This is a genomic window from Serratia sp. DD3, from assembly GCF_000496755.2.
The window spans coordinates 1-20,990 of the sequence record NZ_AYKS02000079.1; the positions used below are offsets into that span (position 1 = coordinate 1).

23 protein-coding genes are annotated in these 20,990 nt (G+C 48.9%); 10 read left to right on the top strand and 13 right to left on the bottom strand.

Annotated features, from left to right (window positions below; genetic code table 11):
- The 3 genes from IO95_RS15305 to IO95_RS15315 all read left to right on the top strand — a co-directional run.
- On the top strand, positions 1 to 728 hold a 728-nt coding region (locus tag IO95_RS15305), incomplete at its 5' end, for a glycosyltransferase family 9 protein (protein ID WP_037386025.1).
- Between the two features lie 653 nt (positions 729 to 1,381).
- Positions 1,382 to 2,119, top strand: coding sequence for a phosphatase (locus IO95_RS15310; RefSeq protein WP_023490785.1), 738 nt, complete (start codon positions 1,382 to 1,384; stop codon positions 2,117 to 2,119).
- A 42-nt stretch (positions 2,120 to 2,161) separates the two neighbouring features.
- Entirely contained in the window at positions 2,162 to 2,749 is a 588-nt protein-coding gene (locus IO95_RS15315; protein ID WP_023490786.1) for a molecular chaperone, read from the top strand.
- 97 nt (positions 2,750 to 2,846) lie between these two features.
- Here the strand turns inward: IO95_RS15315 and IO95_RS15320 are convergent, their stop codons facing one another.
- The gene (locus IO95_RS15320) at positions 2,847 to 3,833 is read right to left on the bottom strand and encodes a DUF4424 family protein (RefSeq protein ID WP_023490787.1); all 987 of its coding nucleotides are present in this window, start codon (positions 3,831 to 3,833) and stop codon (positions 2,847 to 2,849) included.
- 137 nt (positions 3,834 to 3,970) lie between these two features.
- Here IO95_RS15320 and IO95_RS15325 point away from each other — a divergent pair, with 137 nt between their 5' ends.
- Positions 3,971 to 4,999, top strand: coding sequence for a DUF4431 domain-containing protein (locus IO95_RS15325; protein WP_160165627.1), 1,029 nt, complete (start codon positions 3,971 to 3,973; stop codon positions 4,997 to 4,999).
- Positions 5,000 to 5,110: 111 nt separating this feature from the next.
- Here IO95_RS15325 and IO95_RS15330 read toward each other — a convergent pair whose 3' ends face one another.
- The 3 genes from IO95_RS15330 to mdtH form a co-directional block, all read right to left on the bottom strand.
- Positions 5,111 to 5,674 (bottom strand): lipoprotein, encoded by a 564-nt coding sequence (locus IO95_RS15330; RefSeq protein WP_023490789.1) that lies wholly within the window; start codon positions 5,672 to 5,674, stop codon positions 5,111 to 5,113.
- A 61-nt stretch (positions 5,675 to 5,735) separates the two neighbouring features.
- Positions 5,736 to 6,383: a glutaredoxin 2 gene (grxB, locus tag IO95_RS15335; RefSeq protein WP_023490790.1), complete on the bottom strand. Its 648-nt coding sequence runs from the start codon at positions 6,381 to 6,383 to the stop codon at positions 5,736 to 5,738.
- Positions 6,384 to 6,524: 141 nt separating this feature from the next.
- Positions 6,525 to 7,730, bottom strand: coding sequence for a multidrug efflux MFS transporter MdtH (gene mdtH / locus IO95_RS15340; protein WP_023490791.1), 1,206 nt, complete (start codon positions 7,728 to 7,730; stop codon positions 6,525 to 6,527).
- 159 nt (positions 7,731 to 7,889) lie between these two features.
- On the opposite strand from mdtH, the gene rimJ reads away from it, so the two are divergent.
- The 4 genes from rimJ (at position 7,890) to murJ (ending at position 11,709) form a co-directional block, all read left to right on the top strand.
- Positions 7,890 to 8,474, top strand: coding sequence for a ribosomal protein S5-alanine N-acetyltransferase (gene rimJ, locus IO95_RS15345; RefSeq protein WP_023490792.1), 585 nt, complete (start codon positions 7,890 to 7,892; stop codon positions 8,472 to 8,474).
- An 8-nt stretch (positions 8,475 to 8,482) separates the two neighbouring features.
- Positions 8,483 to 9,127, top strand: a complete 645-nt coding sequence (locus tag IO95_RS15350) for a YceH family protein (RefSeq protein ID WP_023490793.1) — start codon at positions 8,483 to 8,485, stop codon at positions 9,125 to 9,127.
- Positions 9,120 to 10,037: a Gfo/Idh/MocA family protein gene (locus IO95_RS15355; RefSeq protein ID WP_023490794.1), complete on the top strand. Its 918-nt coding sequence runs from the start codon at positions 9,120 to 9,122 to the stop codon at positions 10,035 to 10,037. The genes IO95_RS15350 and IO95_RS15355 overlap by 8 nt, the downstream gene beginning before the upstream one ends.
- A 133-nt stretch (positions 10,038 to 10,170) precedes the next feature.
- The gene (gene murJ / locus IO95_RS15360; RefSeq protein WP_023490795.1) at positions 10,171 to 11,709 is read left to right on the top strand and encodes a murein biosynthesis integral membrane protein MurJ; all 1,539 of its coding nucleotides are present in this window, start codon (positions 10,171 to 10,173) and stop codon (positions 11,707 to 11,709) included.
- A gap of 110 nt (positions 11,710 to 11,819) precedes the next feature.
- On the opposite strand, the gene IO95_RS15365 is transcribed toward murJ, so the two are convergent.
- The 5 genes from IO95_RS15365 to argS form a co-directional block, all read right to left on the bottom strand.
- On the bottom strand, positions 11,820 to 12,617 hold the full coding sequence (locus IO95_RS15365; protein WP_023490796.1) for a sulfite exporter TauE/SafE family protein: 798 nt from the start codon (positions 12,615 to 12,617) through the stop codon (positions 11,820 to 11,822).
- 41 nt (positions 12,618 to 12,658) lie between these two features.
- Entirely contained in the window at positions 12,659 to 13,090 is a 432-nt protein-coding gene (locus IO95_RS15370) for a DUF6691 family protein (RefSeq protein WP_023490797.1), read from the bottom strand.
- 38 nt (positions 13,091 to 13,128) lie between these two features.
- Positions 13,129 to 13,557 (bottom strand): YeeE/YedE family protein, encoded by a 429-nt coding sequence (locus tag IO95_RS15375; RefSeq protein ID WP_023490798.1) that lies wholly within the window; start codon positions 13,555 to 13,557, stop codon positions 13,129 to 13,131.
- Positions 13,547 to 13,888, bottom strand: coding sequence for a metalloregulator ArsR/SmtB family transcription factor (locus IO95_RS15380; RefSeq protein ID WP_023490799.1), 342 nt, complete (start codon positions 13,886 to 13,888; stop codon positions 13,547 to 13,549). Before IO95_RS15380 ends, IO95_RS15375 begins: the two co-directional genes overlap by 11 nt.
- A gap of 277 nt (positions 13,889 to 14,165) precedes the next feature.
- Positions 14,166 to 15,896, bottom strand: a complete 1,731-nt coding sequence (gene argS, locus IO95_RS15385) for an arginine--tRNA ligase (RefSeq protein WP_023490800.1) — start codon at positions 15,894 to 15,896, stop codon at positions 14,166 to 14,168.
- Between the two features lie 161 nt (positions 15,897 to 16,057).
- On the opposite strand from argS, the gene IO95_RS15390 reads away from it, so the two are divergent.
- Together IO95_RS15390 and cutC are read left to right on the top strand one after the other, a co-directional pair.
- Positions 16,058 to 16,621 (top strand): VOC family protein, encoded by a 564-nt coding sequence (locus IO95_RS15390; protein WP_037386043.1) that lies wholly within the window; start codon positions 16,058 to 16,060, stop codon positions 16,619 to 16,621.
- Between the two features lie 211 nt (positions 16,622 to 16,832).
- Positions 16,833 to 17,591, top strand: a complete 759-nt coding sequence (gene cutC / locus IO95_RS15395; protein ID WP_023490802.1) for a copper homeostasis protein CutC — start codon at positions 16,833 to 16,835, stop codon at positions 17,589 to 17,591.
- Between the two features lie 235 nt (positions 17,592 to 17,826).
- Here cutC and cmoB read toward each other — a convergent pair whose 3' ends face one another.
- From cmoB to IO95_RS15415, 4 genes are all read right to left on the bottom strand, one after another.
- A complete protein-coding gene (cmoB, locus tag IO95_RS15400; protein WP_023490803.1) occupies positions 17,827 to 18,798 on the bottom strand; it encodes a tRNA 5-methoxyuridine(34)/uridine 5-oxyacetic acid(34) synthase CmoB in 972 nt (323 codons plus the stop codon).
- Positions 18,795 to 19,538 carry a carboxy-S-adenosyl-L-methionine synthase CmoA gene (gene cmoA / locus IO95_RS15405; RefSeq protein ID WP_023490804.1) on the bottom strand — a complete coding sequence of 248 codons (744 nt, stop codon included), beginning with the start codon at positions 19,536 to 19,538 and terminating at the stop codon, positions 18,795 to 18,797. Before cmoA ends, cmoB begins: the two co-directional genes overlap by 4 nt.
- 97 nt (positions 19,539 to 19,635) lie before the next feature.
- Positions 19,636 to 20,031 carry an MAPEG family protein gene (locus IO95_RS15410; RefSeq protein ID WP_023490805.1) on the bottom strand — a complete coding sequence of 132 codons (396 nt, stop codon included), beginning with the start codon at positions 20,029 to 20,031 and terminating at the stop codon, positions 19,636 to 19,638.
- Positions 20,032 to 20,226: 195 nt separating this feature from the next.
- Entirely contained in the window at positions 20,227 to 20,799 is a 573-nt protein-coding gene (locus IO95_RS15415; RefSeq protein ID WP_023490806.1) for a hydrolase, read from the bottom strand.
- Positions 20,800 to 20,990: the final 191 nt, after the last annotated feature.

Below are 20,990 nucleotides of genomic sequence, written 5' to 3' on the forward strand. Positions count from 1 at the left end.
TTATTGATCTGTGTTTATTCGATACACCAGTACATCGGATGATGCTTTTTCGGGATATAAATGCAAAGTTTGTCCTTGGGTTTAACAAATGGAGTTGTATTAATCACTACAGTTATTCCATTGCATTTGAAAATGGCAAAGAACATGTGACACAAGCAATTTCTCTAGTTGCTAATCACATGGGAATTAAATTTACAAGCAGTCAAGCCTATGATTTACACATCCCTGACGCTATTGTTAACGAAGTAAAGAGTTACCTTAACGTTTGGGATGATAGAGTGAAGGTTATTATTAATGCTTTTACGGGAAGTTCAGAGAGAAATTTCTCCCAAGAGCAGCTATCAAATATCATTGATATGCTTAACAAAAAATCACGTAATATCAATATTATTATTCTTGATCATCGGAAGGAACTCACTATATCACTTCCCGACAATGTTATAACAAACCCTTTTATGTCATTACATCATGTCATGGCATTAATTAGTGAAGCTGATTTTATCATATCTCCAGACACATCCATTGTACATATATCAGCCGCGTGGGAAAAACCACTAATTTCCGTTTACAAAGATGTTGTCGATAATAATGACTTGTGGGCGCCAGGTTATGAAAATGCAAGTCAGATAATTGTTCATAATAGAAAAATATCAAATGTGGATGAGGTTCCTAACCTTATATTTCACGAGATAAACCGAAGAGGTTTTCTCGGGGGGGTTAGAGCGTAAATCAGATATGCGACTCAGTTGTAATTTATATTTATGCCGTGTCGCATTGAATCATATAAATAGAGACTAATGCCTGGCTTGCAAGCTAAATAAGCGGAAAGTCGCTTATTTAGAAACAGGATCTCGCCTACTGAAAATATTAAGGTAAGTTGAAAGTATGGTAGGGGATTCGTTGGCTGTATGACCACACAGGACAAGACAAAACAACAGAAGGCAAAATTTAATGGCATACCGAGAAACCGACGTTATCAAAATACTGGGGCTGTAATATAGCGCTGAGGGAGGGCTTGATTCACGGGGCTCACCCTTCGGGCGGCTTGCGGCTGTCCCAAATGGCAGGCCATTTTGTCGAACCCCGATACACTTGCGCGTATACACACTTTCCAGGCGTGCACCTTCAGCCACTTAGACACCTCACCGGATAGTTAACAGCAAAGGTTGCTAGCGCTGATGGGCTAATGCAGAAAAATCTTCAGCCACCGTCAATAGAGCTGCCAGATAACGGTGCTCACAAGAACGGCTGTTAAAATAAGATTATTGTTGCTTAGACGCATTGTTGCACTGTGGTTGCCAACGTTAACTGGTATGATAGCCCCGTCGCCATGCACGTTGCCGCGGTTGGACACCCTACCGGTAGCAAAGAAGGAGGAATAATGTATCCCGTTGATTTACATATGCATACTGTCGCCAGTACCCATGCCTACAGCACCTTGAGTGACTATATTACTGAGGCAAAACGCAAAGGTATCAAGCTGTTTGCTATCACAGACCATGGGCCTGATATGGCTGATGCCCCGCATTATTGGCATTTTATGAATATGCGAGTATGGCCGCGCCTGGTGGATGGTGTTGGTATTTTACGTGGTATCGAGGCCAATATTAAAAATTTGGCCGGGGATATTGATTGTACTGGCCCGATGCTGGATGAGGTTGATCTGATTATTGCCGGATTCCATGAGCCAGTATTTCCCCCACAAGATAAAGCCGCTAACACCGAGGCGCTGATTGCTGCCATGGCTCAGGGGAACGTACATATTATTAGCCATCCGGGTAACCCCAAATATGCCATTGATATTCCTTTGGTTGCGGCCGCAGCGGCAAAATATCAGGTGGCACTTGAGCTGAATAACTCATCGTTTAGCCATTCCCGTAAGGGGAGTGAAGATAATTGCCGGGCTATTGCGGCGGCAGTGCGTGATGCAGGCGGCTGGCTAGCGTTAGGGTCTGATTCCCATGTGGCGTTTAGCCTTGGGGATTTTGAGCATTGCGAACGTGTCATTGATGCTGTCAATTTCCCGCAGGAGCGAATACTCAATGTGTCCCCGCGCCGTCTGTTAAATTTTCTGGAACAACGCGGAAAACCAGTAATAGCAGAATTAAGCAGTCTGTGACGTTGTCACGTAAAAATTTTGGTCTGAGAATAGGATTTGCCCATGAATGAGTTTTCCGTTGTTTGCCGGGTGTTGGGCTCGCTGTTTTATCGTCAGCCGCAAGACCCTTTGTTGCAACCGCTGTTTACCCTGATAACAGAAGGAAAGTTGCAACAGAATTGGCCGCTGGAACAGGATGAGTTATTAGCGCGTTTACAACAGCATGCCAATGATCCTCTACTAACTGCGGATTTTAATGCCCTGTTTGTTGGTAGTGAATGTGCTGTTTCCCCATTCCGCTCGGCTTATGTTGCCGATGCCAGTGAAATGGAGGTACGCCAGTTCCTGCAACAGCGTGGGATGCCATTAGGTGATGCCCCTGCTGATCACTTTGGTTTGCTGCTGTTGGCCGCTTCCTGGCTGGAAGATCAATCGCAGGAAGATGAAGTACAGGCACAAATTACCCTGTTTGATCAGTTTCTGTTGCCATGGTGTGGTCGTTTTCTTGGCAAGGTTGAAGCCCATGCCACCAGCGGTTTTTATCGCACGCTGGCGCTAATGACTCGCGATGCTATCACTGCAATGCGTGATGAGTTGGCGGAATATGAGCAACAAGAGCAACAAGACAGCGAGCCTGACGAAACAGAGTGAGTCGATGTATTAGGGGGCTGATACCCCATATTTCTAAGTGCAGGATAAAAGCCGGTGTTTTATCCTGCATCTTGTATCAGCGCGATTAGCGGCGCTTTTATTTACCCCACGGGTTTGAATGGAAGGTGATACTCAGGTCGTTTTCCGGTTTGAAGTTCTGTTGCTTAAACTCCAGCGTGAGTGGGTCAACCTGTGTCAGTGGGTGTTTAAAACAGGTCACGACCACATCATCAGGCGCATTTTTGTGGATGCGCAGGGTAAAGTCCTCAATAACCCCATTTCGCCAGTTAGCACCGGTTGTCAGGATATAGTCCAGTTGCTCCCAGTCCACATCGATATAATCACTATCGCTATTTTGTTTGGGAATGGTCGCGGTAAGTTTTTTTAACTGCTCAAGGTTTGTGCGGCTTAAGCACTTATTCCCTTCATTGTCTTTGGTGCCATCACCTGGAGTCCACTTGTAACCTGTTGGTACGCCTGTGGACACACTGGGGGTGTAACTGTGCTGAATAATAACCTCTTTCCCTGCGGGGAAGGCTTGCTGCCAAAGGAATAATTGCCGCACGGTAAAGCGGGGAATGCCATCCTCGTCAAACAATTCAGCAGAAACATGTGGCATGTTCTTGCCATCTCCATAAGCAAAACTACCATAATTACGTAACGCTTGGCGTAATTTTGGAATTTCCCAGCCACTCTGCAGCATTTTTTCGGTAATATCTTCAGTTTGCCCGGTCTGTTTATCATGCAGTGTAACTACCCACCGGGATTCCGTTTCCACCGTTTTACCATTTACACTGAGCTTAAAATTACTGATGCCAGGCGTGCGATCTTCCCCCTGGTTTTGGATGATTTCTGGCATAGGGAACGCCATGGGTAACACAACATCCTGTTGGCCGTGATTAACGAATAGATAATCGACGTTGATGCGCTCGGTACTGATAGAGAGCCGTTCTTTCGCCATGCTGATATCACTTTGTTTCATCAGTTTAATTGAACCGTTAACATCACCCCATGAGCTATCATTGGCCTGGGCGAAGCCGCACAAGAGTAGCAACAGGAAAACAACACCTTGCCTTGCGTGCATATAAAAATGATTCTAGTTAAGTAACAGGGCATTTATCATAACGGGAAAACAGTTGTTCTTCGAGGGGTTGAGGGATGCGTTATTGCTTAGTTTTGTTATTACTACTCTGCGCTCATAGCTATGCGGGTGACGGAGATATGGAACCACTGAAGAAAGATGACTATACCCGGCAAAGCATCGCTCAGGATCTGCGTAAAGAACTTAATTTGGCTGATACCCTGTTTTATATTAAGCAGATTTCAAGTAAAGGCGATGTTGCCTATTTTTGCGGGTTGTTAAAGGACCAAAGTAATCACTTTCTGGCGGGCAAAAATAACCAATATCATGTTTATGATCGCATTCTGATCCGTACAGACAAGGGTTGGATCAGTGCGGTTAATTTGGATAGTGATGTGGCAGCACCAGAACAGGCACACTGTTTCTATGATAACGGGACGGTGTTGCAACGGCAGACGGTGCAAAACAAGGTGGAAGCGCAGGGGCGCAAGAACATATGCCAGCCAGTTTATAAAGACGATCCATTACGGACACAGATTTTGGATGGTTTGCGTGACAGCTATATTGGTGACAGCAATACCTTAACGCTCAATACTTCGTCCCCTGCAGTAAAGTTTGTGGTGACCGAACTCTGTGCCAGCGAAAATTACGCGCGTTTCTTTGGTAAAGCGAGCGGAGATACTCCCAGCCCCTATCGTGCTGGTAGAGGGTATTTTGATGTTATTTTGCAAAAAACAGATAAAGGAACTTGGCGTACCGTACCAGAAAATATGGTTTTAACGCAGCAATCGACAGTTCACTGGTCGTTGCATAATCACTGGATTTTAGACGGGTATTTAGCAGATACCGCTAACAATTTGCGACAACGTTGTGTGCAAGCCGGAGATACCCTCAGGTTGAGTGGTCTGTTGCGTGAACAAGGCACCGGCGGTGATGCCTACTGGGTGATTGCCTTGGACCAACCACTGGCTTGTGTTCGCGATGCTGATGTTGCCCAGCCTGACTGGAATACGCAGATGCAGTTGATGCTTAGCGCAGAGGAACGAGCAGCATTCACTGCGTTGCTTGGCAAGAAAGTGGTGGCTGGCGGCGATATTTCATTAGCACTGAGTTCCGCTCATCATACGCCGTTAGTGCTGAACAACATTTTCCGTATCACTGCACAGTAGATCAGAGCGGTCTGTACAGTCCATTTGACCTCCTGGCAAGGAGGTCAAATGGGTGAATTACTGGCAAATCAGCCAATTTCTAACCGCATAACCCGGGGGCTGCTACACATTTTAATCAGTTAACGGGATCACCAACTGACCTGGCTTCACTTCCAACCCCTTGGCAAATTTACGTGCTAATTCTTGGACTTTGCTGTCCTGCGTGTTCAGCACAAACACCGGTTGCAGATCGAAATAAGCTTTCAGCGATTGATTCAAGTAGGGTATCAACGCTTTTACCACGGTATCGATTTTCTCTGGCTGAACTTTGTAATCCACTAACTCCAACTCTTTAAGAAAAATGGCGCCTTTCTCACGGTCATAAACCGGTTGTGCTTTTAATGTCAGTTGCAACTCAGCGGTCTGTGGCCCAAGAATCGAACTAATGTCGACCTTGGCATTGCCGGTCAGGGTGACTTTACCCGGTTCAGTGCGGCCAATTTGGCTTTGTAACTGCGTAAGAACAATATTGGCGTCGACGACACCGGGGATGCCGATCTGTTTTTGATAATTATTGTGTTTCTGCAGGTAATCATTCACTTCCTGTTCGCTGACGGTGTATTGAGTCAGGGGAGTACAACCGGTAAGAACACCGGCAAATATCAGGGCAACGACACCCATCAGGATCTTTTTCATTCATGCCTCATAAAGCGGTTAACAGAATTGCTCTGGGTTAAGAGAGTTATAACGTAGAAGTCTATTGTTCCATATCAAATAGCAGTGGGATGTCACTACGTCGTGCCATACGGTTACGGTAGGCTTCGACGTTACTGGGCAGGGTGACACCGGCCACAATCGACAGTGAGCGTAGCAGTGGGAACAGATGAATATCGTCTGTTGAAAGCGTGCCATTCACCGCTTCAGGGGAGTGGATCAGTGGCGAAAGCTGCTGCAGTGCCTCTTCCAGTTGCACAATATAATCGGCGCTATCAGCCAATAGCGTAGTAAAATCCCCTGCAAAAGCCTGTTTCTTTTCGGTAAAGTAGTGGCGAGCGCTGTCAGTAGCAAACTCTTCAAAATCAGCATTGGCAATACGGGGGAAGAGTAACTTACCGCTAAAACTGCTTGTCTGTTTTAACCATTCACTGATTGCAGGGTTGGTTTCCCCGGTCAGAAGCGGTTTGCCATCCAGATTATCGACATAATGAACGATATCCATGCTTTCTGGCATATAACTGCCATCGTCTTTTTGCAGGATCGGTACCATTTTTTGGCCGATCATGCTGATCGGTGTATGTTCATCATCATTAAGTAAGGTGACCAGCCGCACTGGCAGATTTTTCAGGCCAAAAATCATGCGTGCTTTAACGCAGAATGGGCAGTGATCGTAGATAAACAGTTTCATATTAGCTCCCATAATCAGGCTTGAGGGTGATATCCCCGTTATCATTGGAATTACAGAGGGGCTCAGTGGTGAGCGTTACTCTGTTGTCGTCTGGCTAAAATTCGCATGAGCGCGGGTATAATCTCTATTGCTGGTGGGGCATCAGCCACCACGTAGTACCGCAGGTGCCGCCGTGCGGGGATTAAACAGCCAGTATAGGGCAAATAAGGTGATAAAGCCTACTAGTCCTAACAGTAACCAAGGTAATTCCGGCCTACCCAAGGCGTGACCGGTATCGTATATCCAGCCACCACCGGTATAACCTAATGCCCCACCCAAGGCCAGCCCGAAGCGACTAAAGCCCATATAACTGCCGCGCGCTCGGTGATCAGCCAATGAGGCATTTAATGTTTCCCGGGCCGGTTCTGAAATGATGGATCCTAAATAAAAACAGCAAATCAAGGTAAAAAGCACCTGCAGGCTATTCACAAAACCGATAGGTAACAGGCTGACGGTCATTATCAGTAAGCCCGCCATCAGGCGCTGTTCCAAACGGAAACGTTTTTCGCTCCAGCGTGCCAATGGGTAAAGCAATGAGAGAGATAACGCCGCTTCAATGGCATACATCCATTTAACCGCAGAGGCTGAACCAGCCACCTCATTCACAATAATCGGTAACATCAGCATCACTTGAACGCCCAGAATATAATAGCCGGTGAGTGTCAGCACATAGATAACGAAACGGCGATCACGCACTACCCGCATCATGCCTTCTTTCATCGGCGCGCGAATGCTGGAAATACGATAGGCGGGCAGTAACCAGGCATTCCAACCGGCAGCCAGCATGAAAATACCGGCACCAGTCCAGCAGACAAAATGGAAGTCATATTGTAAAAGCCAACTACCGATTAACGCGCCGACCACTGCTCCGGCACTATCTTGCATCATCAGAAGTGAATAGAAACGACTACGTTCATGTGGCCGAGTGAGCTTGATGACCAGCGCGGTACGGGGGGGATCGAACAGAGTGCCACCAAGCGCGGAAAGGGCGCAGGACAACCACAATATCCACGGTTGATCCGCCATGGCCATGGTGGCAAAGCCCGCCGCTCGGAGCAACATGCCGGTGACAATCATCGGTTTGGCACCAAAACGGTCAGCAATGGCCCCACCAAAGATGCCCAAGCCTTGCTGGATCAACTGGCGTAGACCCAGCGCTGCCCCAACCACCACCGCAGCCCAGCCGAGTTGGTCGACAAAACGAATGGAAATCAGCGGGAAGACCACAAAAAAGCCTAAAACCACTAACAGATTATCTAACAGTAAGAAATACTTACCCAAGCTCCGAGCTTGTGATACCAAGGACATGCTTCACCACGGGCAATACAATAAGTGAAAAGAAGGGAATAAAGGCCTGCCGTTTATACTCTACTCAATGGGGGAAGACCGCTAGAGGGCAGGGAAAATATTTTTTTATCAATAATAATTATATACTCTAAAAAAACTGTTTTGACTGCAGGGGATATGATGTTTGGCTATCGTTCAGCATCACCGAAAGTGCGCTTAACCACCGATCGGCTGGTGGTTCGTTTAGTTTACGAAAGAGATGCCCACCGCCTGGCAGAGTATTATGCCGAAAACCGCGCATTCCTCAAACCGTGGGAACCGACACGGGATGAGAGTCATTGCTATCCCTCCGGTTGGCAGGTTCGGCTGGAGATGATCAGCGAGATGCAAAAACAGGGTGCGGCTTACTATTTTATTTTGCTCGACCCTGATGAACATGAAGTCTATGGCGTGGCTAATTTCAGTAATGTCCTGCGTGGTTCATTTCATGCCTGTTTTCTGGGTTATTCTCTAGGCGCAAAATGGCAGGGGCAAGGGTTGATGTATGAAGCGTTGCAGTCTGCTATTCGTTATATGCAACGGCAACAGCGGATGCATCGCATTATGGCGAACTATATGCCCCACAATCAACGTAGCGGTGCCTTGTTGGCGCGGTTAGGTTTTGAGCGTGAGGGTTATGCCAAGGACTACCTATTAATTGACGGACAGTGGCAAGATCATGTCCTGACCGCGTTGACCCATAAAGAGTGGTTATCACCAAGCTGAGGCCGTAAATGAAATATGAATTAAATGGTAAAGAAGCCAGAGTCATTGGTTGCCTACTGGAGAAGCAGGTGACCACGCCCGAACAGTATCCGCTTTCCTTAAATGCCATTACCCTGGCCTGTAACCAGAAAACTAACCGCGAGCCGGTGATGGAGTTAGCGGAAAACGAGGTACAGCAAATTCTCGATTTACTGCTGAGAAAACATTTCCTGCGTACGTTGAGTGGCTTCGGTAACCGGGTGGTCAAATATGAGCAGCGTTTTTGCAATTCAGAGTTTGGTCAACTGAAGTTATCACCGGCGGAATTGGCCGTGATCACCACTTTACTACTGCGTGGCGCACAGACGCCCGGTGAATTGCGTACCCGTACCAACCGCATGTATGAGTTCGGTGATGTGAGTGAGGTGGAAGCGGTTTTGCAGCAATTGACTGCCCGTGACGATGGTCCGTTTGTGGTACGTTTACCCCGTGAGCCGGGTAAACGGGAAAGCCGATTTATGCATCTTTTCAGCGGGGAGATCGAGGCAGCCCCAGCAGAAGAAACCACGCCGATTAATGGCTCGCTGGCAGAACGGGTGGCGGTGTTGGAAGCCAACGTGGCGGAATTAAAGCAACAATTGCAGCAACTCCTGGCCCGGGGGGAGCATGAGTAAATTACGCATCGGCGTGGTTGGGTTGGGGGGGATTGCGCAAAAAGCCTATCTGCCCTTGCTTAGCCAGGCTGCAGAGTGGCAACTGGTGGGCGGCTTCTCACCCAATCAGCAGAGAGCACAGCAAGTTTGCGATAGTTACCGTATGCGCTGTTTTCCACGGCTTGATAGCTTGGCGCAACAGTGTGATGCGGTCTTTGTACATAGCAGCACCGCCAGCCATTTTCAGGTAGTAGGGGAATTACTTAAATCCGGGGTCCATGTTTATGTTGATAAACCGTTGGCTGAAACCTTGGCGCAAAGTGAGCAACTGATCGAGCTGGCAAACAAACAGGGCAAGGCGTTGATGGTCGGTTTTAATCGCCGTTTTGCCCCCTTGTATCGCCAATTAAAACAGCAAATGCAGCAGCCAGCGTCAATTCGTATGGATAAGCACCGGGCAGATAGTGTCGGGCCAAAGGATCTCTGTTTCACACTATTAGACGACTATTTGCATGTGGTGGATACGTCAATCTGGCTAGCCGGTGGTTCAGCCAATTTGCTCAGTGGTTGCTTGCGGGCTAATGATGCCGGGCAAATGTGCTATGCCGAGCACCACTTTTCTGCTGGTGAAACCCTAATCACCACCAGTATGCACCGTAAGGCGGGAAGTCAGCGGGAGAGGGTGCAAGCGGTGACGGAAGGCGCAGTCTATCAAGTGGATGAGATGCGCCAGTGGTCGCGTGAAGACCGACAAGGCATTGTTGAGCAACCGGTACCTGGCTGGCAAACCCTTTTGGCCCAGCGCGGCTTTGAAGGGGCGGTGCAGCACTTTATTCAGGCAGTGAGTAACCAGACCGCGCCGGAAACCAGCGGTGAACAGGCCATTTACGCGCAACAGGTGATCGAAAAAATGCTTGGTGATGTGAGGTAACTTTGCCGTGATATTTACCGTGATAGATGGTAGTAGCTATTACCTTGTTCCCCCCGTAGACTACTGTTATTCCACTGACGCCTGCCAATGCAGGCGTTGACATTTATCCGTCAGACTCAATTAGAAAAACCGCATGAATCTACTTAAATCACTGGCAGCCGTTAGCTCGATGACGATGTTTTCGCGGGTGCTAGGTTTTATACGTGACGCCATTGTGGCACGTATTTTTGGCGCAGGGATGGCCACGGATGCATTTTTTGTGGCATTCAAATTGCCTAATCTGTTACGCCGCATTTTTGCCGAGGGGGCATTCTCCCAAGCCTTTGTTCCTATTTTGGCCGAATACAAGAGCCAACAAGGGGAAGAGGCCACCCGTACCTTTGTGGCCTATGTGGCTGGTTTGTTGACCTTGGTGTTGGCGCTGGTGACCTTGCTTGGTATGTTGGCGGCCCCTTGGGTGATTTATATTACCGCCCCGGGGTTTACCGATACGCCAGATAAATTTGCGTTGACGTCGTCTCTGCTGCGCATCACCTTTCCTTATATTCTCTTGATTTCCCTGGCTTCTTTGGTGGGGGCTATTCTTAATACCTGGAACCGGTTTTCGATTCCGGCTTTTGCCCCCACGCTGTTAAACGTCAGCATGATCGGTTTTGCCCTGTTTGCCGCGCCCTATTTTCACCCGCCGGTTATGGCGTTGGCCTGGGCGGTGGTGGTGGGGGGCATACTGCAACTGGGCTACCAATTACCCCATTTGAAAAAAATCGGCATGTTGGTGCTGCCACGGTTGAAGTTGAATGATGCGGGGGTATGGCGGGTGATGCGCCTGATGGGGCCGGCGATCCTCGGCGTCTCTGCCAGCCAGATTTCTTTAATTATCAATACTATCTTTGCCTCGTTTCTGGTATCGGGTTCGGTATCCTGGATGTATTATGCGGACCGCCTGATGGAGTTCCCCTCTGGGGTGCTGGGGGTGGCGCTAGGCACGATTTTGCTGCCGTCATTGGCAAAGAGCTTTTCCAGTGGCAATCATGAAGAATATAACCGCCTGATGGATTGGGGCTTGCGTTTATGTTTTGTACTGGCGCTGCCAAGTGCTATTGCTCTGGGTATTCTGGCTAAACCGCTGATCGCCTCTCTGTTCCAATATGGCAAATTTACCGATTTTGATACGCTGATGACTCAACGTGCCTTGGTGGCCTATTCGGTGGGGTTGATGGGGTTGATTGTGGTTAAAGTGTTGGCTCCAGGGTTTTACTCAAGGCAAGACATTAAAACCCCGGTGAAGATTGCCATTATTACCTTGATTATGACCCAGGTGATGAACCTGATGTTTATTGGGCCGTTAAAGCATGCTGGGCTTTCATTGTCGATTGGTCTGGCAGCCTGTTTGAATGCGTCGCTGCTTTACTGGCAGTTGCGTAAACAGCAGATCTTTCAGCCGCAACCCGGGTGGGGAATATTTCTCGTTAAACTGATCACCGCAGTATTGGTGATGTCGGCGGTGCTGCTGGGGGTTATGTGGCTGATGCCTGACTGGTCTCAGGGGCACATGCCAATACGCTTGTTACGCTTATCACTGGTGGTGGTGGCGGGTATCGTTGCCTACTTTGCAACTTTGGGCCTGTTAGGTTTCCGACCAAGAGATTTTTCGCGCCGGGTAGTACAGTAATGGGGTTCTACGCCGGAATCCCAGGTTTTGCCGTCACCCCAGTTTAAGCACGGCAAGCAGCGCTACTTTCTTTGGCTTGCCGGTGTCTTTTTATTGTCCATTGACGGTTGTTAGCCGATGGGCTTTGTTATCACGGCATTAAATACCATCCCAAGGGCGACGATGATCAGTAGCCCGGCGAATCCTTTTTGCACCATAGGCTCAGGTAAATAATGACTTACCCTGCGGCCAATAAACATGCCTGTTACCATACTAATCATAAACCACAGCGTGAATGGTAACGGCAGGGTGGCCCCCTGCATCATTGCCGTCACAATCCCGCCGAGACTGACCATGGCCACCACCAGCAATGAAGTGGCAATACAATGGTGAATCGACAAAGGCGAAAATTGGCGTAGTAAAGGGACAATAATAAAACCGCCCCCCACCGCTAATAGCCCGGTCATAAAACCGGTTATCGCCCCAAAAGCGAGAAACAGCAGCCAGGTATTTAACACCCAGATAAATCGCCCGGTTTGTTCATCCAGTACAACAGGGTAAGTATGGGTGACTGCTATCATCGGCGTCCGCATCAATCTCCACGCGATGGTCAGCAACACAGCTGCAAACAGTAGGGTCAGTAATGTGGGAGAAGCGCGTTGGGCAACGGATAACCCAACACCTGTCATAGGGATCCCCGCCAGCGTCATCACGATGGCGGCACGGTAACGAACCAATCCTTTGCGCCAGCCTTCGATTGCTCCCAAGGCAGCACTTCCGGCAACGGCCACCAGGGCCACCGGAGCTGCCTGTTGCGGAGCCCATGCCATGCCCATCATCAGTGCGGGAATAGCAAAAATTCCGCCACCGGCACCCGTGATGCCGAGCACCATCCCCACGCATAGCGCTAAGAGTAACGAGAGGGTCATGGTTCATTCCTGTTGTGTGACTTATCGTGCATCGGTCAATATTACTTCGCCTGACGTTTCGCTCTGGCTTTCTCAATTTGTTCGAAAAGCAGCATGCCAGTGAGCATGGCAACCACAAAACCAATACCTTTAGTGATTCCAGCACCAAGCAGGACCAATCCAGGACCGGGGCAAATACCCGCCAACCCCCAGCCAATACCAAACAGGATAGCCCCCCCGATTAAACGCTTATCAATCTGTTTGCTGGTTGGCAGGTTGATATTGCCACCACAAACAGATTGGGTGCGGCGCTTCACCGAACGAAAGGCGAAGAAACCCACACTGATAGCTCCCCCCATGACAAAAGCCAGTGAAGGATCCCAGACGCGGGTAATATCTAAAAAGCCAATTACCTTGGCGGGATTCGCCATGCCGCTAACCAGTAATCCAATACCAAATACGAGTCCTGCCAGTAGTGAAAAAAACAGATTCATATATCCCCCTAAAAAAGTTAACGAGTGAGCACAGACTTCTAACCCAGTAAGCCCATCAGCCAAACAGTGATAAATGCCACTCCCATAAACGTCAGCGTAGCCACTAGTGAACGGGGGGATAAACGTGACAATCCACAGACGCCGTGGCCACTGGTACACCCAGACCCATAACGAGTACCGACACCAACCAGCAGCCCAGCAATAATCACGATGGGCCATGAGGCTGAAATTTCGCTAGCTGGAAGAGGGTGGAAAAGACCATACAGCAGCGGTGAGGCAATAATGCCAATCAGAAAAGCCAGGCGCCAACCACGATCGGTGGTGTTTGAGGAGAGTAACCCGCCGATAATACCGCTGATGCCGGCGATGCGCCCGCAGAAGAATATCAATATCCAGGCTGCAGCTCCGATCAGGATCCCGCCGAAGAAACTCATAAGCGGGGTAAATTGCACCAGATTAATGGTCATGGTTAACACCTCCTGTTTGATCTTTTGGACAGTAAAGTTGGTATAGCGTACTCAGTAATATCAATACATTGGGGTCATCGATACGGTAGAAAATCTGTTTTCCTTCACGGCGTGTGGCGACGAGTTGCTGGCGGCGCATCACCCCCAACTGTTGTGACAATGTTGGCTGACCAATCCCCAGTGCACTTTCCATTTGCCCCACCGAGGCTTCCCCTTGACTGAGGTGGCACAGTAGCAACAGGCGGTCTTCATTAGCCAAGGTGCGCAATACGCCAGCCGCTGTACTGGCAGCATCGCGCATTTTTTGTTGATCAATTAACGCGTTATTCATTGGTCCTCTTTCACGTCATGATAATACCCATAACAATATTATATAATTTTATATAATATAATTTTGCATAATTAAAGCAACATCAGTTAGAAAAAAGCTATTCAAGGTATAGGTTAGAAGTTTGTCATGACACCAATTATCGAAGGTTTTAGCTACCGACTACGGTTTAGGGCAAGAAATCTTAGCGGGGCGATAAAATCTATCAGTGGTCGCTTTCTTAAATATGCAGTAAGTAAAAAGGTCGCCGCAGCGACCTTTTTTAACGCTATCGTGGCTGTTACATGCGCTCGACGGTAGCGATCCCCAGTGTATCCAGGCCGGTTTTTAGCGTTTTGGCGGTCAGTAGCGCCAACTTCAGGCGACTCTGGCGGGTTTGTTCGCTTTCGGCATTGAGGATCTGGCAATGCTCGTAGAAAGCGGAGAACAGCCCAGCCAAATCGTACAGGTAAGCACACATCACATGAGGTGTACCTTCGCGGGCCACTACCGTGAGGGTTTCTTCGAACTGTAGCAGGCGGGTAGCCAACAGCTGTTCGCGTTCTTCGGTTATTACCAACGGCAAGGTCAGGTCGCTTTCAGCCACATCAGCACGTTTGAACACCGACGCAACACGGCTATATGCATATTGCATATAGGGGGCGGTATTGCCCTCAAAGGCCAACATGTTGTCCCAATCGAACATATAGTCGGTGGTGCGATTTTTTGACAAATCCGCGTATTTTATTGCACCAATACCCACTACATTGGCAATAGCTTGTATTTCATCCCCAGGCATCTGCGGATTTTTATCAGCAATCAGCTTGTTAGCACGCTCAATGGCCTCATCTAACAGTTCAGACAGCTTCACCGTGCCACCTGTGCGGGTCTTGAACGGTTTACCATCTTTACCCAGCATCATGCCGAACATATGGTGCTCCAGGGTTACTGAGTCCGGCACGTAGCCTGCTTTGCGCACGATAGCCCAGGCTTGCATCAGGTGCTGATGTTGGCGTGAGTCGATGTAATAAAGAATGCGGTCAGCACCCAAAGTTTCAAAACGGTATTTTGCACAGGCAATATCGGTAGTGGTGTACAGGTAACCGCCATCTTTTTTCTGGATAATGACCCCCATCGGGTCGCCATCTTTATTTTTGTATTCGTCCAGAAAGACCACGGTGGCACCTTCACTTTCTACCGCCAACCCCTTGGCTTTCAGATCAGCGACGATAGCGGGCAACATGGTGTTGTAGAGGCTTTCCCCCATCACATCATCGTTGGTCAGGGTGACATTTAAACGGTCGTAGGAGAGTTGGTTCTGCGCCATGGTGATATCCACCAGTTTGCGCCACATCTTCAAACAGTATTCATCGCCCCCTTGCAACTTCACCACATAACCACGGGCACGTAGGGCAAAGGCTTCATCTTCATCGTAATTTTTCTTGGCTTCGCGGTAAAACTGCTCCAAATCCGCCAGTTCCATATCGCTGGCGTTTTCGTTCTGCATCTTTTCCAGATAAGCAATCAACATGCCGAACTGGGTACCCCAGTCACCCACATGGTTGGCACGGATCACTTTATGGCCGAGAAATTCTTGAGTACGGGCAGCGGCATCACCAATGATGGTGGAGCGCAGGTTGCCGACATGCATCTCTTTGGCCACGTTGGGGGCAGAGTAATCAATGACGATGGTCTGCGGCTTAACCGGGGCAATACCCAGTTTGGGGGCGAACAGAATGGCATCAGCCTGGTGGGCTACCCAGTCACTGTTGAGAAAGATATTGATAAATCCCGGGCCGGCAATTTCTACTTTATTGGCAATATCGCCTAGTTCCAGCAACTGGACTACTTTCTCTGCCAGTTGTCGCGGTGGCATCCCCAGTTTTTTAGCAACGGACATCACACCGTTAGCCTGATAATCACCAAACTGCGCTTTGGCCGATTGACGAACCTGAGCTTCACAATCCGCTGGCGCACCTGCGGCAATCAGCGCCTGGCTGACTTTATCTGATAGAAGAGCCTGAATATTCACCGGGTTACCTTAATGACAAACATAAAACAGCCTGTAATTGTAACCGATTCGTGGCGCTACGTCAGTAATTGGCTGCATTTGTCCGTGGCATCAGCGGCGAGATTGTTCCGGTAAACTATGAGATTATTAGCCGATGTAACGAGTAAGAGATGATTAACATCATGACTGACCTTTTATCAATTAATGAACTTAACGATCTGGCGCTGGATTTACCCCGCTTTGAACAAGCATTGAGCGAATTTGCGCAAAAGTTACACCTTGAGTTATCACAGTATCACGCCGACCATATTTCGCTGCGTTGCCATCAAGATAGCACTGCTGAACGTTGGCGGCAGGGGTTGCTGCAATGTGGTGTTCTGCTTTCTGAAAACATCATCAATGGGCGCGTCATCTGTCTGTTTGACTTAACGGTGCCGTTGCAGGTGGGGCCATGGCAGATCGACTGTATAGAACTGCCGTATCCCGGGAAGAAACGTTATCCCCATGAAGGCTGGGAACATGTGGAATTAGTCCTGGCCGGTGATCCCGCGACCTTATATACCCGCGCATTGGAACAACTGGCGGATGAAGCACTGCTGCAGCCCGGCATTAGCTTGAAACAGAGTTGGCCAAAATCTGAAGATGAGTCCTTGGCGAATCCGACCTTGGCGGTGAGTGACGGTCAGGTCACTATTAAATTTCACCCTCACTCCATCCGTGACGTTGTCACTAACGGGCGTGCCTGAGTGAAAGTGACGGGTCGTAAGTTGTATGGGGGACGATATGGCTGATTTAACCTTCTTGCTGTGACCCTGCTCTAGGCATTATTGAAAACTGAGTGGCATAGTTGTCGCCTCGCACTGATTTGTTGATAGCCAAGTTGATAAAGGGAGATGACGTCAAGAGGATGGGCCATCAAGCAATGGAAGTATTTTTAGCAGTTATCTGGGGGCGTGAATGATTAAGTTGGAAGTTTGTTGTTATGGCGTAGATTGTGCCATCACTGCTGAGCAGGCGGGAGCTGATCGAATCGAGTTATGTGCCAGCCAAAGTGAAGGGGGATTAACACCGAGTTTTGGTTCGTTGCAGTTAGCACGGGAACGCATAACGATACCCGTTCATCCGATAGTACGCCCACGGGGAGGGGATTTTTGTTATAGCGACGTTGAGTTTGACATCATCAAGCGGGATATCGCTCAACTGCGTGATATGGGGTTTGCTGGCGTCGTGGTAGGGATGCTGGATGGCGAAGGGCATATCGATATGCCACGCATGCAGGAAGTCATGGCCTTGAGTGGCAATATGGCGGTAACTTTCCACCGTGCATTCGATATGTGCCAAAACCCGATGATGGCGTTAGAACAACTGACCCAGTTGGGGGTGGCGCGTATTCTTACCTCTGGCCAGCAACAAAATGCTGAGTTGGGGCTACCGTTGTTGCGTGATCTGCTACGTGCCAGTAAAGGCCCGGTGGTGATGGCTGGCGCCGGGGTACGCTTGAGCAATTTACATAAGTTTGTCGATATTGGCATTCAGGAGCTCCATAGCTCGGCCGGTCATACAGTACCTTCTACCATGCGTTACCGTAAGGCGGGAGTCACCATGTGTTCCGATAATGAATTTGATGAATTCAGTCATTATTGTGTTGATGGTGAGATGGTTGAGGCGATGAAAAATTCATTGGCGATGTTAACACCCGCGGCAACCCGAGCCTGATGTCATCTCTCCCTATGGCTGAGTGGCGGATATAAAAAAAGCCCTGAACAGGGTAGAGGTGTTCAGGGCTAAGATTTCACTGGTGTTGGTGCAATACCAACACTTTAAATTTAGTTAAGAATCGAAAAATGCACAGTAATTAAATGTTTTCAAAATGTAAATTTTAAGTAAAAGCCATTCTGCCAGATAGCAGAATAGACAATGGTCAGTTCTATTCTGCTATTGGCATTGAAATTTAAGGTTTTTTGGCAATGAGTACCGCACGGACGGGGGCTGGATAACCTTCTACCGTTTTGCTGTGGTCGTCAGGATCAAGAAACTCAGCCAATGATTCGCTGGTCATCCAATCGGTACGGCGCTGTTCGGCGGTCGTTGTGGGGCAGATATCAGCAATTTTCACATCCACAAAACCACACTTTTCCAGCCAGTATTTCAGTGCCTCGGCAGAGGGGATAAAATAGACGTTACGCATTTGGGCATAACGATCACCCGGCACTAACACTTGATGTTGATCACCCGCCACAACCAAGGTTTCTAGCACCAGTTCACCTTCTGAAACCAGTTGATTTTTTAACTGATAGAGATGGTCCAATGGTGAGCGGCGATGATAGAGCACCCCCATAGAAAATACGGTATCGAAGGCTGCTAGATTCGGTAATTGTTCAATGCCTAGCGGTAAGACATGGGCGCGCTGATCGCCGCCTAACAGTTTGCGGACTGCTTCAAACTGACACAAGAATAGTTGCATCGGGTCAATGCCGACGGCCAAATGCGCCCCAGCCCCAATCATGCGCCAAAGGTGGTAGCCACTGCCACAACCCACATCAAGAATGGTGCGGCCAGCCAAGGGCGAAATATGCGGCAATACGCGATCCCACTTCCAGTCAGAGTGCCATTCGGTATCGATATCAATGCCATACAGCGAAAAGGGCCCTTTGCGCCATGGCATCAAGGAGCGTAGCATTTTTTCGATCCCTTCCAACTGACCGGGTGAAAGCGGTGGATCGATACTGGCCTGTACCCCATGCAGCAAGTCGAGCTGGGTGGGCATCAGTGAGGGCAGATATTCAACCGAGTTGAACCACTGCTTAAATTTGCCGTGCAGCGATTCCCGTTGCCAAGCGCTGATTTGCGCCGGTAGCGTATCCAGCCAATGGCTTAGCGGGCTTTTGGCGATGCGCTGATAAAAATCTCCAAACTCAATCATGCGCTGGCTCCTGATTTCAGGGCAATCAACGAACCAAAATTGAAGCATTGAAACCACACTTCAGCATGTTCAAACCCGGCTTGTTGCAGCCTGGTTTTATGTGTGGCGACAGAGTCTGTCAGCATGACATTTTCCAACATACTGCGTTTTTGACTGATTTCCAGTTCGCTGTAACCGTTGGCGCGTTTGAAGTCATGGTGCATATTAAATAGCAGTTCATCCACCTTAGTGTCTTCAAAGTTGAATTTTTCTGACAGCACCAACGCGCCACCAGGCCGCAACCCGGCATAAACCTGGGTGAGCAGACGCAAGCGGTCAGCAGGTTCAAGAAATTGCAGAGTAAAGTTCAGCACCACCAGAGAGGCGTTCTCAATATTGATGTCGAGGATATCCGCTTCGATCACCTCAACCGGTGTTTCGGCGCGGAATGCATCAAGATGGCGGCGGCAACGTTCAACCATGGCGGGAGAGTTATCAATGGCAATGATGTTGCAACCCGGCACTTTGATATTCCTACGCATTGATAGCGTGGCGGCGCCCAGCGAACAACCCAAGTCATAAACCTGGCTGTTTGGCTGTACAAAACGTTCAGCCAACATACCAATCATCGAGATTATGTTGGAATAACCAGGAACTGAACGCTGGATCATGTCTGGAAAAACTTCAGCGACACGTTCGTCAAAGGTCCAGTCACCCAGTTTGGCAATCGGGGCGGAAAAAAGAGTATCGCGGTTTGGCATAGCGGCAAATCAGGTCAGAATAGGAAAGGGAGCATGCTAGCAGAAAATCAGTTGCGGCAGAAGCAGGCGGCGAATGGCCACCTGAAATCAGATACCGCTATTGCAGGCTGAAAATCATATCCCATGGCAGGTAAAAGAGATTGGCGATCACCATCAGTATCAACGAAACATAGGTAGCAGCCATACCTGAACGGCGCCAGCTAACATCGCGGTGGTGCAGACCGTAATAGTGAACCAATCTGCCAATCATTAATAGCAGCCCGCAAAGATGTACCATCCAGACTTGAGCACCATTCATCTCCATGATCAGGAGCATTATCATGGCGATAGGGATGTACTCCACGGCATTGCCATGTACACGGATGGCGGTTTGCAGCTCATAAAAACCACCGTCACCGAAGGCAACCTGGTATTGCATTCTTAGTCTGACTACGTCAAAAGAGAGTTTGAGCAATAACAATGCGCCAAGCACTACATAGAGCGCGCTTACCATTTTTAACTCCATTCCCTAACCAAATCAGGCAGTAAATATGATAGCTGTCATTAATGTGGCTGTCGCGGAAAAAACAATGTTATCTCCGTTATAAGGTCAGTTTTTGACGGTTTATTATCGCAATACATGTTGGTTGTTCACATAATAACCAGGGGGGCATGACGCTGCCCTCCCTGGTTTTAGATATGTAGGGCGTTACAATGCGTTGAGGATCTCATTGGTACTGCGAACACGAGCGATACGCGGGAAGATATTGTCGCAGGCGAACTGATGCATTTCGCTACTGTAGGTACTGCACATGTCTTCGGCAATCACCAATTCATAGCCATGTTCCCAGGCATTACGCGCAGTAGACTCTACCCCGATATTGGTGGCGATACCGCCCAGCACGATAGTTTTAATACCACGGCGGCGTAGTTGCAGATCAAGATCGGTACCGTAGAACGCACCCCATTGGCGCTTAGTGATGGATATGTCGCTTTCTTGCACCCCGAGCTCTTCCGGGTAATCCCACCAGAAGTCAGGCAGCCCGCCAATTGGCGCGGGGGATGGCTTGTCCACGGGTTGTTTCAGCGCTTCGGCAAAGGAATCAGACCAACCGACACGCACCAGAAACACCGGCGCATTCAGTGCACGGAAACGACCTGCCAGATGGGCTGCATGGTTGACCACCTGAGTGGCACTGTGAGGGCCAGCAGCAAAGGGCAGAATACCTTTTTGCAGGTCTATCAGTACCAGGGCGGTGGTTTGGGCATCAAGCTTCAACATGGGACATCTCCTTATGGAATGGGTAATAGTCTATTCTAGGTCATTCAAGCCACAGCAGTAACGATAACTTGAATGTTTGGCCGATAAAACGTAGCGGAACCGTCAGCCAGGGCGGAGAGACTAGGTGAAATGAGTTCGGAGATAATGGAAAAGTGGTTACTCAATGTGTTACGCCAGTTGGCGGTGTGTTA

Coding starts and splice junctions, on each gene's coding strand:
- IO95_RS15310 (WP_023490785.1), top strand. CDS start 1,382: ATGTATCCCGTTGATTTACATATGCATACTGTCGCCAGTACCCATGCC.
- IO95_RS15315 (WP_023490786.1), top strand. CDS start 2,162: ATGAATGAGTTTTCCGTTGTTTGCCGGGTGTTGGGCTCGCTGTTTTAT.
- IO95_RS15320 (WP_023490787.1), bottom strand. CDS start 3,833: ATGCACGCAAGGCAAGGTGTTGTTTTCCTGTTGCTACTCTTGTGCGGC.
- IO95_RS15325 (WP_160165627.1), top strand. CDS start 3,971: ATGGAACCACTGAAGAAAGATGACTATACCCGGCAAAGCATCGCTCAG.
- IO95_RS15330 (WP_023490789.1), bottom strand. CDS start 5,674: ATGAAAAAGATCCTGATGGGTGTCGTTGCCCTGATATTTGCCGGTGTT.
- grxB (WP_023490790.1), bottom strand. CDS start 6,383: ATGAAACTGTTTATCTACGATCACTGCCCATTCTGCGTTAAAGCACGC.
- mdtH (WP_023490791.1), bottom strand. CDS start 7,730: ATGTCCTTGGTATCACAAGCTCGGAGCTTGGGTAAGTATTTCTTACTG.
- rimJ (WP_023490792.1), top strand. CDS start 7,890: ATGTTTGGCTATCGTTCAGCATCACCGAAAGTGCGCTTAACCACCGAT.
- IO95_RS15350 (WP_023490793.1), top strand. CDS start 8,483: ATGAAATATGAATTAAATGGTAAAGAAGCCAGAGTCATTGGTTGCCTA.
- IO95_RS15355 (WP_023490794.1), top strand. CDS start 9,120: ATGAGTAAATTACGCATCGGCGTGGTTGGGTTGGGGGGGATTGCGCAA.
- murJ (WP_023490795.1), top strand. CDS start 10,171: ATGAATCTACTTAAATCACTGGCAGCCGTTAGCTCGATGACGATGTTT.
- IO95_RS15365 (WP_023490796.1), bottom strand. CDS start 12,617: ATGACCCTCTCGTTACTCTTAGCGCTATGCGTGGGGATGGTGCTCGGC.
- IO95_RS15370 (WP_023490797.1), bottom strand. CDS start 13,090: ATGAATCTGTTTTTTTCACTACTGGCAGGACTCGTATTTGGTATTGGA.
- IO95_RS15375 (WP_023490798.1), bottom strand. CDS start 13,557: ATGACCATTAATCTGGTGCAATTTACCCCGCTTATGAGTTTCTTCGGC.
- IO95_RS15380 (WP_023490799.1), bottom strand. CDS start 13,888: ATGAATAACGCGTTAATTGATCAACAAAAAATGCGCGATGCTGCCAGT.
- IO95_RS15390 (WP_037386043.1), top strand. CDS start 16,058: ATGACTGACCTTTTATCAATTAATGAACTTAACGATCTGGCGCTGGAT.
- cutC (WP_023490802.1), top strand. CDS start 16,833: ATGATTAAGTTGGAAGTTTGTTGTTATGGCGTAGATTGTGCCATCACT.
- cmoB (WP_023490803.1), bottom strand. CDS start 18,798: ATGATTGAGTTTGGAGATTTTTATCAGCGCATCGCCAAAAGCCCGCTA.
- cmoA (WP_023490804.1), bottom strand. CDS start 19,538: ATGCCAAACCGCGATACTCTTTTTTCCGCCCCGATTGCCAAACTGGGT.
- IO95_RS15410 (WP_023490805.1), bottom strand. CDS start 20,031: ATGGTAAGCGCGCTCTATGTAGTGCTTGGCGCATTGTTATTGCTCAAA.
- IO95_RS15415 (WP_023490806.1), bottom strand. CDS start 20,799: ATGTTGAAGCTTGATGCCCAAACCACCGCCCTGGTACTGATAGACCTG.